The organism is Streptomyces roseoverticillatus (genome assembly GCF_000719265.1).
In the GTDB taxonomy this organism is placed as follows: Bacteria; Actinomycetota; Actinomycetes; order Streptomycetales; family Streptomycetaceae; genus Streptomyces; species Streptomyces roseoverticillatus.
Map to the genome: position 1 here is coordinate 1 of NZ_JOFL01000065.1, position 939 is coordinate 939.

Annotated in this window: 1 protein-coding gene; it reads left to right on the forward strand. The window is 69.6% G+C overall.

What is annotated here, in order from left to right:
• The coding region (argJ, locus tag IF61_RS0131830; RefSeq protein WP_030370022.1) for a bifunctional glutamate N-acetyltransferase/amino-acid acetyltransferase ArgJ at positions 1–939 on the forward strand (939 nt) is incomplete at both ends.

Below are 939 nucleotides of genomic sequence, written 5' to 3' on the forward strand. Positions count from 1 at the left end.
GGGCCGCGTCTGGCCGCTGCGGGTGTCTTCACCGCCAATCGTGTCAAGGCCGCGCCGGTGCTCTGGTCGCAGCAGGTCGTCAAGGGCGGGCAGGTCTCTGCCGTGGTTCTCAACTCCGGTGGTGCCAACGCCTGCACCGGGCCCGAGGGGTTCCAGGACACTCACGCGACGGCTGAGAAGGCGGCGGAGGTGCTGGGTCACAGCGCCGGGGAGATCGCGATCGCTTCCACCGGTCTGATCGGTGTCCGGCTGCCGATGGACAAGCTGCTGCCCGGCATCGAGAAGGCGGCGGCCGGGCTCTCCGCGCACGGCGGTGAGAAGGCGGCCATCGCGATCAAGACGACCGACACGGTCCACAAGACCGCGGTCGTGCAGGGTGAGGGCTGGACGGTGGGCGGGATGGCGAAGGGTGCGGGGATGCTCGCCCCGGGGCTGGCCACCATGCTCGTGGTCCTGACCACCGACGCCGACATCGACACCGCGGGCCTCGACACAGCACTGCGCGCCGCTACCCGGACGACGTTCGACCGGGTCGATTCGGACGGGTGCATGTCCACCAACGACACGGTGCTGCTGCTGGCCTCCGGCGCCTCCGGTGTCACTCCAAACCGGGATGTGTTCGCGGAGGCGGTGCGGGAGGTGTGCGACGACCTCGCGCGCCAGCTCATCGGCGACGCCGAAGGGGCGAGCAAGGACATCCGTATCGAGGTGATCAACGCCGCGAGTGAGGACGACGCCGTCGAGGTCGGGCGCTCCATCGCCCGTAACAACCTCCTCAAGTGTGCCCTGCACGGCGAGGACCCGAACTGGGGCCGGGTGCTGTCGGCCATCGGCACCACGTCCGCGGCTTTCGACCCCGACAAGCTCAACGTGGCCATCAACGGCGTCTGGGTCTGCCGCAACGGCTCCGTCGGCGACGACCGCGACCTCGTCGACATG